This is a genomic window from Arthrobacter sp. HMWF013 (assembly GCF_003061105.1).
In the GTDB taxonomy this organism is placed as follows: domain Bacteria; phylum Actinomycetota; class Actinomycetes; order Actinomycetales; family Micrococcaceae; genus Arthrobacter.
The window spans coordinates 1-8,209 of the sequence record NZ_QAIQ01000353.1 but is presented as its reverse complement, the minus strand read 5'-3'; the positions used below and the strand labels follow the sequence as shown (position 1 = coordinate 8,209).

Below are 8,209 nucleotides of genomic sequence, written 5' to 3'. Positions count from 1 at the left end.
CTTCGCGTCGGTGTTCGGCGTGATCACCATGTCATCGCTGAAGCAGGAACTCATTCCTTCCATCGAGTTTCCGCAGATCACGGTTCTTTCCCCGATGCCGGGCGCATCGCCGGAAGTGGTGGACAAGCAGGTCAGCGCGCCCTTGGAGACGGCCCTGAACGGCGTCGAGGGGCTTGAGTCCACGTCGTCGACCTCGCGGAACGGCGTCTCCCAGATCACCATGGTGTTCACGTACGGGACAAATCTTGACCGCGCCCGGAACCAGATCGACCGGGCCATCTCCAACGCCAAGCGCTCCCTGCCCGAGGATGTGCAGCCGCAGGCCATCGCGGGCAGCATCAGCGATTTCCCCATCGTGTTCCTTGCCGTCTCCTCGGACAGGCCGCTGAGCGAATTGAACGCTGACCTGCAGCGGCTCACCGTTCCCCGGCTCCAGAAGATCGACGGCGTCCGGGGTGCCGACGTCACCGGCGGGGCGACCCAGCACATCGAAATCCTGCCCCGTCCCGACGCCATGGCAGCCAAAGGCGCCACCATCGCTTCGATCAGGGACGCCCTGAGCAACAACGGCGCCCTGATTCCCGCCGGAACCATCCAGGAGCAGGGCAAGACCCTTTCCCTCCAGATTGGCAGCCCGGTTGATTCGCTGGAGGCAATCAAGGCACTGCCCGTCGGCGGGGCCAAGGACGCGGCGACCATCGCCGCCGTGGCGGACGTCAGCCTTCGGGACGACGAGCGGACCTCCATCACCCGGACGAACGGCCAGGAAACACTCGCCGTTTCCGTCACCAAGAAGCCCGAGGGTGACACCGTGGGGATTTCCCACGCCGTGAACGATTCGCTGGCCGCCCTGGAGGCGGAACTGGGCTCCAACGCGAAATTCACCGCTGTCTTCGATCAGGCGCCGTTCATCGAGAAGTCCATCAAGGACCTCACCACGGAGGGTTTGCTCGGGCTGGGCTTCGCGGTAGCCGTGATCCTCGTCTTCCTGATGTCCGCCCGCTCCACACTGGTCACCGCGGTGTCCATCCCGCTGTCCCTGCTGATCACCTTCATCGGGCTGTCCGCCACGGGCTACTCGCTGAACATCCTGACCCTGGGCGCCCTCACCATTGCCATTGGGCGCGTCGTGGATGACTCGATTGTGGTCATCGAAAACATCAAGCGCCATCTCAGTTACGGCGAGGAGAAGGTCGCCGCAATCCTCACCGCCATCCGTGAGGTGGCCGGCGCGATCACCGCCTCCACCCTGACCACCGTGGCGGTCTTCCTGCCCATTGCCTTCGTCGGCGAGCTCGCGGGTGAGCTCTTCCGTCCGTTCGCATTGACCGTGACCATGGCGCTGCTGGCGTCCCTGCTGGTGTCCCTGACCATTGTTCCGGTTCTGGCCTACTGGTTCCTCAAGAGCCCGGCTGCGTCCACGTCCGGCTCCCCCGCTGCGCGTTTGACTGCCGCCAAAGATGCTGCCGCCGCCCGTGCCAGGGCGCAGGAGGCCGAGGCAAAGAGTCCACTCCAGCGCGGGTACCTGCCCATCCTCAACAAGACCCAGAAGCACCCCGTAGTCACCCTGATTGCGGCCGCCCTGGTGCTCGGCGGCACAGCCGCCATGACTCCGCTTTTGGCCACAAACCTCCTCGGCGACTCGGGGCAGAACAGCATGACTGTCCGCCAGGTCATGCCTGCCGGGACGAGCCTTGCTGACACCAGCGCTGCCGCCATCAGGCTCGAGGGGGTCCTCCTGGGCATCGAGGGAATCAAGAATGTCCAGGTCACATCGGGCAATGCGCAGGCGGGCTTTGCCGCGCTCACCTCCTCCGGTACCTCGAACTCGACGTTCACCGTTGTCACCGATGAGAAGGTCAACCAGGCAAGGCTTCAGGCGACGGTCCGCGCTGAGCTGGGCGGGGTGGCGGACGCCGGCAAGATCACGGTGGGCTCCCAGCAGGGTGGTTTCGGGACCTCCTCCACAGTGGACATCACTATCAAAGCCGCAACATCGGAGGACCTCCGGAAGGCCAGCGACGCCATGGTGCAGGCCATGACAGGGGTGCCGGAAACCAGCGAGGTCACCACGAACCTCGCGGCCAGCCAACCGGTGGTCCAGGTCAAGGTTGACCGGGCCAAGGCGACCGCCGCCGGACTCAATGAAGAACAGGTGGCCGGCGTCCTGGCTTCCACGATCAGCCCCATCCCCGCCGGCACCGTCAGGATCGACACCGACGACTTCCCCGTGCAGATAGGCCAGGGCACCAGATTCACCAGCATCGATGCCGTGCGGAACATCGCCCTCCCTGCCTCAGGCGCGCCGGTGACCCTGGGCAACATCGCTTCCGTGGAACAGGTGGACGTGCCGGTATCCATCACCGCCAGCAACGGCCAGCGGACCGCCAAAGTGTCAGTCACGCCGTCGGGCCCAAACCTGGGAGCGGTGAACGCCGAGGTGCAGAAGCGGCTCGGGACCGTCAGCCTCCCCGCAGGGGTGACGGCTGAGCTCGGCGGCGCGACCACCCAGCAGGCTGAGTCCTTCCAACAGCTTGGCCTGGCGCTCCTCGCCGCGATCGCGATCGTCTACGTGATCATGGTGGCCACGTTCAAATCGCTGATCCAGCCCCTGATCCTGCTGGTCTCCGTTCCCTTTGCAGCCACCGGCGCTGTGGCCCTGCTCCTGGCCACCGGCGTCCCCCTGGGCCTGCCGTCGCTGATCGGCATGCTGATGCTCGTGGGAATTGTGGTGACCAACGCCATTGTGCTGATTGACCTCATCAACCAGTACCGCCAACCGCGGAACGGTGTGCCCGGGATGAGCGTGGCGGACGCCATCACGCATGGGGCGAGGCAGCGCCTCCGTCCCATCCTGATGACCGCGCTGGCAACGGTTTTTGCCTTGACGCCGATGGCGCTCGGCCTGACCGGGGGCGGCGGGTTCATCTCCCAACCCCTGGCCGTGGTGGTGATCGGCGGCCTGGTTTCCTCCACGGCACTGACCCTGGTGCTCGTCCCCGTGCTCTACCGGCTGGTGGAGGGGCGGCGGGAGAAAAAGGTGCTGCTGCGCGCCCTGCAGGAGCGCCCCGAGTTATCGGAAGCGGACGACGTCGACGCCGAGTTCGCCGACTGGACCACCGGCAGCGTCCCGAAGGTCAGCGGCCGCCGCGCCGCCCCGGGCGACGCCCGGTAGCATCCGGGAATATTTCCTCCGGCGGTGCGTTATACCCGGCGATACATGCAAACGCATGGAAATCTGGTAGAGTGGCAACAAGCCCAGAGAAGTCCAGGAAACGAAAGGCACACCATGCAGATCGGCGTATTCAGCGTCAGTGACATCACCACTGACCCCACCACCGGCCGGACGCCCACGGAGAACGAGCGCATCAAGGCATCTGTTGCGATCGCCAGGAAGGTCGAAGAAATCGGCATGGATGTCTACGCCATCGGCGAGCACCACAACCGGCCGTTCTTCTCTTCCTCCCCCACCACCACGCTGGCGTACATTGCCGCCCAGACCGAGCGGATCACGCTCTCGACGGCCACCACGCTGATCACCACCAACGATCCGGTCAAGATCGCCGAAGACTTCGCCATGCTGCAGCACCTCGCCGACGGCCGGGTGGACCTGGTTCTGGGCCGCGGCAACACGGCACCGGTCTACCCCTGGTTCGGCAAGAACATCCAGGACGGCGTGGAACTGGCCATCGAGAACTACGCCCTGCTGCGCCGCCTGTGGGACGAGGACACGGTGAACTGGTCCGGCAAGTTCCGCACGCCCCTGCAGAACTTCACCTCCACCCCGCGCCCGCTCGACGGCGTCGCCCCGTTCGTGTGGCACGGCTCCATCCGCACACCGCAGATCGCCGAAGTGGCCGCCTACTACGGCGACGGGTTCTTCGCGAACAACATCTTCTGGCCCAAGGAGCACTACCAGCAGCTGATCGGCCTGTACCGCGAGCGCTACGAGCACTACGGCCACGGAAAGGCAGACCAGGCGATCGTTGGCCTCGGTGGACAGTTCTTCATGAGGAAGAACTCCCAGGACGCGGTCAAGGAGTTCCGCCCCTACTTCGACAATGCGCCCGTCTACGGCCATGGCCCGTCCCTGGAGGACTTCACCTCGCAGACGCCCCTGACCGTGGGCAGCCCGCAGGAAGTCATCGAGAAGACCCTGACGTTCCGCGAATACTTCGGCGACTACCAGCGCCAGCTGTTCCTGATCGACCACGCCGGCCTGCCCCTCAAGACCGTCCTGGAGCAGCTCGACCTGTTCGGCGAGGAAGTCCTCCCGGTCCTCCGCAAGGAATACGCGGCCCTGAAGCCGGCCCACGTGCCGGATCCGCCCACCCACGCTGGCCGTGTTGCCACCCTGATGGCTGCCCAGACCAGCGAAAAAGCTCCTTCGGAGGCGTGATGGCAGCCAACGCAAACGAATCATCGGTCCGCATGGCCGCCGAGACCTGGGAGTCCCTGTTCAGGGCCCAGGTGGCGGTGATGCGGAAGCTCCAGGCCGCGCCGGCCTTCAGGACCGTGCCGGTCAACGAGTACGACGTCCTGTTCACGCTGTCACGGTGCCCGTCCGGGTGGCTCCGGCTTAATGAGCTCAACGACCACGTCCTGCTGAGCCAGTCGAGCCTCAGCAGGCTGGTGGAGCGGCTCGAGAAGCGCGGGCTGGTTGTCCGGATGCCCGCCCCTGACGACCGCCGGGGTGTGCTGCTGAAACTGACTGAGGAGGGGGCCGCCGTGCAGAAGGAGATCGGCCGGGCGCATGTGCGGGACATCTCCAGCCTCGTGGGGCCGGCCCTGACTGCCGCCGAGCAGAAGGAACTTCAGCGGCTCACGGACAAGCTCCGAAATTCCGTGGGAGCGCGGCCGGGGAAGTGATCTCCTGGCCTGACGCAGCGGCAGCTAACCCAGCACCACCAGGCTGGCCGGGTCCTCCACCGGCAGCCCGCCGTTGACCACAGCGGTGACGCGCAGCTCGTTCAGGGTCAGGCTGCCGCCCACGGTGGACAGGAAAGCGGTGTCGGACGAGTCGCGGCCCGCAGTGATCCGCAGCATCGACTCCCGCGGGGCCAGCCCCGTGGGGTCGATGACATGCCAGGCCCCATTGATATGGGCTTCGGCCACAGCGTGGAAATCCATCGGGCTCAGCCCCGGCGCGTAGACGGCGGCGAGCCGTGCGGGGACGTCTTTGGAACGAAGCAGTGCGATGGCCAGGTGCGCGAAGTCGCGGCAGACTCCCCTGCGGTGCAGCAGCGTTTCCACGGCACCGTCCGTCCCCCGTGAAGAACCGCTGATGTACCGCAGCTCGCCATAAACCCAGTTCCGGACGGCCTGGACCAGTTCGCCGCCATGCAGGCCACCGAATTCGGCGTAGGCGGTGGGCAGCAGCCGGTCGGACTCGGCGTAGCGGCTTGGCCGTACGTACCGGATGAGTTCGGCCAGGGTGGCATCTTCGGGGACGGCCCGGCCGGCCACTGTGGCAGCGTACTCCACGGTGACCTCGGAGGGCTCGGCGAACTCCAGGTAATGGATACGCCCGTGGTGATCGTCGATCTCACGGAACGGGACAGGCCGGCCGCCTGCCGTGATGGTCAGTGATTCTTCAAACGAGGTGTAGCCGGCATTCCTGGCTACGGCGATGGCCAGGGCGGTCTTGGTGTCGGCCACGGTCTTGAAGACCATCCGTGCGGCAACGGTGCGTTCCATGTATCTCCGGGGTGTGAGGTAGTGGCAGAACGTCCCGCTCGGACCCGGCTCTCATGGAGCCGGCGGCAGGACTAGTTTTTGATCTCCAGAGACATTAGCATCCGTTGGACGTTTGCAAATTCCGAGCTCTCGCCGACGTACTTGGCTGCCTGGTCAAGAGTGTCATAGGCCTTGGCCGGAGCCACTTTCTCATCCGGGGCCAAGGCCTTCAGGACACCCACATCGCCGAAAGAGTAGTCGCCCTTGCCGCCCGGGCCACGGACCACGTTGCGGAGCTCACACGCCTGCCCGTCCGCACCGCCCACGATGTTGATGATGCCGTAAGAGCCAAAGTACCGGTAGCCCTGGATGACGCGGAAGACCACGCGCGGGGCGATGGTTCCTTCCCCCGTCAGGCCGGGCAGTTCCACCGGCACGCTGCTGATGACCACATAGGGTTTCCGGGCCCCCTCCGCGCACTCGGAGGACGACGGCGGCAGGCCCGTCCGCAGCGCCGCAACGAATGCCCCGTCAGGCTTTTTCACGTCAATCTTCAAGGCACCCGGCAGTGTCCCCTCTTCAGGAGTGACGGATTGGGCAATCCACTCCTCCGGCAGGTCAAAACTGACGGTCTTGCCGGGATCGGTGTACGTCTTCCAGGAGCCGGCAGTAGCCGCGGGGACCGGCGAAGCGGAGGCAGATCCGTCCGGAGAGGCAGTCGGCGCAGGTGGGCTGCCGGTGCCGGCCGGGCTGGCGCCCTCTGTGGAGGATGGATCCGGCTGGGATGTCCACGCCGGACTGCTGCTGCCAGGGGCACTGCACCCGGCAGCGAAGGTCCCTGCCACCAGAAGGGCCGCAGCCCGCAATCCCCACGATGTCACCCTGCATGTCATGACGCCAGCCTAGCTCTGCAGACAGCAGGCAGGTGGCGGTTCCCGGGCAGCGTGTCGGTCCCGGACATTCGCCCAGCCCAAGAGGGCTAGGCTGGTGGCTATGGCGGAAGAGCAGTACGGCGCGGAACCAGGCAGCCTGGCGGACATTTCCGCCCTCGACATTGCCGACTGGCGGCTACGGACGTTTGCCCTCTACGACACCGTGAGGAGAATTTCCGCGGACAGTCCGGCGGAGGCGCATTCCCTATGGCGGCAGGAACGTGACCGCATGTTCGTGATGCACCCGGCATCACCCCTCACAGCCCGGGACAAGGCACTGTTCTCCGGCCTGAAAACAGCGGACTACGATCCCATCTACCGTTTCCAGGTACCCCTCACGCTGCAGGGCGCCGGGCGGGAGATGAGCGTGGATACGGGCACCGATGGTGTGGTCAATTTTGTCCGGCTGGGTACGTTCGACCTCCCCGAGATGGGCCAGCTCGCCGTCTGGAAGCTGCAGGGGTACGGTGGCGGCATCTTCGTTCCCTTCCGCGACGCCACAGCCGGCCAGCCCGGCGGGACGTACGGCGCGGGCCGGTATCTCCTGGACACCATCAAGGGCGCCTTCCACGGCGTCCGCGGCTCCGGTCCGGACGCCGGGTTCGTCCTGGACTTCAACTTTGCCTACAACCCGTCCTGCGCCTACAACGAGGCCTGGGCCTGCCCCCTGGCCGGACCGTCCAACCGGCTGGCCGTGGAGATCCCGGTGGGCGAACTGTACTGAGCGGAGGACGTAGGATGTCATCATGACTGCCAGTCCTTCCCGCCGCCTTGCCCGTGTCCGCCCAGCGCCGGCGGCCGCCCCTGATGAGCATTTTTTCGTAGCCAACGATGCGCCGGATTTTGATTCCCCGGCCGGCAGGTCCTGGACAGTGATCGGTTCACCCTTCGCCGGGTCCAGGGCAAACGCCAACAGCCCCGCACGGCCCGGCTGGGAGAACGGCTCGGTGGTGGAGCAGGGCACGTTCACGTTCCTCGCTCCGTCAGTCCCGGTCAACGTCCTGGGTATGGCCCACAACACCGGCCAGCCCGGCCGCGACCTCCCGCCCCAGGCATTCCACAAGGCCGCATCCAGTGTTGTCGGGCCCGGGGATGCCATCGAACTAAGCTCCACCGTGGGTTACGTCGACCCCGAGGCGGAGCTGACCGTCGTCGTCGGCCGTACTGCCCGCGGCCTCACCCTGGATACCGCCCGGAGCGCTGTCCTGGGGTTCACCATCGGCAACGATGTGTCCGCCCGCGATCTGCAGAAATCCGACGAACTCTGGATCAGCGCAAAGAGCCAGGACACCTTCACCCCGGTTGGCCCGTGGATCGTCACTGGCCTCGATGATTCGGATCTGTCCATCGGCATTGTCCACAATGGCGTGGGCCTGAGGCCGGCCTCCAGTGCCGATCTTGGCTGGAAGGTCGACGAGATCCTGGTTTACCTCAGTTCCTTTATGACCCTGCACCCCGGTGATCTGGTGCTGACCGGCTTCCCTGCAGAGTGTGCCCGTATCCAGCCGGGCGACACTGTGGTGTGCCGGGTGGAGGGCATCGGGGAACTCGCCAACCCGGTCGAGAGGGCAACCTGGGAGGAAACACCTGCCTGATATGAC

8 protein-coding genes are annotated in these 8,209 nt (G+C 65.8%); 6 read left to right on the top strand and 2 right to left on the bottom strand.

The annotated features are described in order from the left end of the window. From DBR22_RS13310 to DBR22_RS13300, 3 genes are all read left to right on the top strand, one after another. A partial coding sequence (locus DBR22_RS13310; protein ID WP_108599415.1) for an efflux RND transporter permease subunit occupies positions 1-3,175 on the top strand: 3,175 nt, incomplete at its 5' end. Between the two features lie 114 nt (positions 3,176-3,289). Continuing rightward, positions 3,290-4,399, top strand: a complete 1,110-nt coding sequence (locus tag DBR22_RS13305; protein WP_108599414.1) for an LLM class flavin-dependent oxidoreductase — start codon at positions 3,290-3,292, stop codon at positions 4,397-4,399. Beyond that, a complete protein-coding gene (locus tag DBR22_RS13300; RefSeq protein ID WP_108599413.1) occupies positions 4,399-4,869 on the top strand; it encodes a MarR family winged helix-turn-helix transcriptional regulator in 471 nt (156 codons plus the stop codon). Before DBR22_RS13305 ends, DBR22_RS13300 begins: the two co-directional genes overlap by 1 nt. A gap of 24 nt (positions 4,870-4,893) precedes the next feature. Here the strand turns inward: DBR22_RS13300 and DBR22_RS13295 are convergent, their stop codons facing one another. Together DBR22_RS13295 and DBR22_RS25165 are read right to left on the bottom strand one after the other, a co-directional pair. Beyond that, positions 4,894-5,697, bottom strand: a complete 804-nt coding sequence (locus DBR22_RS13295) for a transglutaminase-like domain-containing protein (RefSeq protein WP_108599412.1) — start codon at positions 5,695-5,697, stop codon at positions 4,894-4,896. Positions 5,698-5,768: 71 nt separating this feature from the next. Beyond that, positions 5,769-6,221: a hypothetical protein gene (locus tag DBR22_RS25165; protein ID WP_308810211.1), complete on the bottom strand. Its 453-nt coding sequence runs from the start codon at positions 6,219-6,221 to the stop codon at positions 5,769-5,771. Positions 6,222-6,309: 88 nt separating this feature from the next. Between DBR22_RS25165 and DBR22_RS25160 the strand changes: the two genes are divergently transcribed. The 3 genes from DBR22_RS25160 (at position 6,310) to DBR22_RS13280 (ending at position 8,203) form a co-directional block, all read left to right on the top strand. Further along, on the top strand, positions 6,310-6,582 hold the full coding sequence (locus DBR22_RS25160) for a hypothetical protein (RefSeq protein ID WP_308810210.1): 273 nt from the start codon (positions 6,310-6,312) through the stop codon (positions 6,580-6,582). Positions 6,583-6,669: 87 nt separating this feature from the next. Then, positions 6,670-7,332 (top strand): DUF1684 domain-containing protein, encoded by a 663-nt coding sequence (locus DBR22_RS13285; protein WP_108599410.1) that lies wholly within the window; start codon positions 6,670-6,672, stop codon positions 7,330-7,332. 22 nt (positions 7,333-7,354) lie between these two features. Then, complete coding sequence (locus DBR22_RS13280) at positions 7,355-8,203, top strand: fumarylacetoacetate hydrolase family protein (RefSeq protein WP_108599409.1); 849 nt, start codon at positions 7,355-7,357, stop codon at positions 8,201-8,203. Positions 8,204-8,209 lie beyond the last annotated feature (6 nt).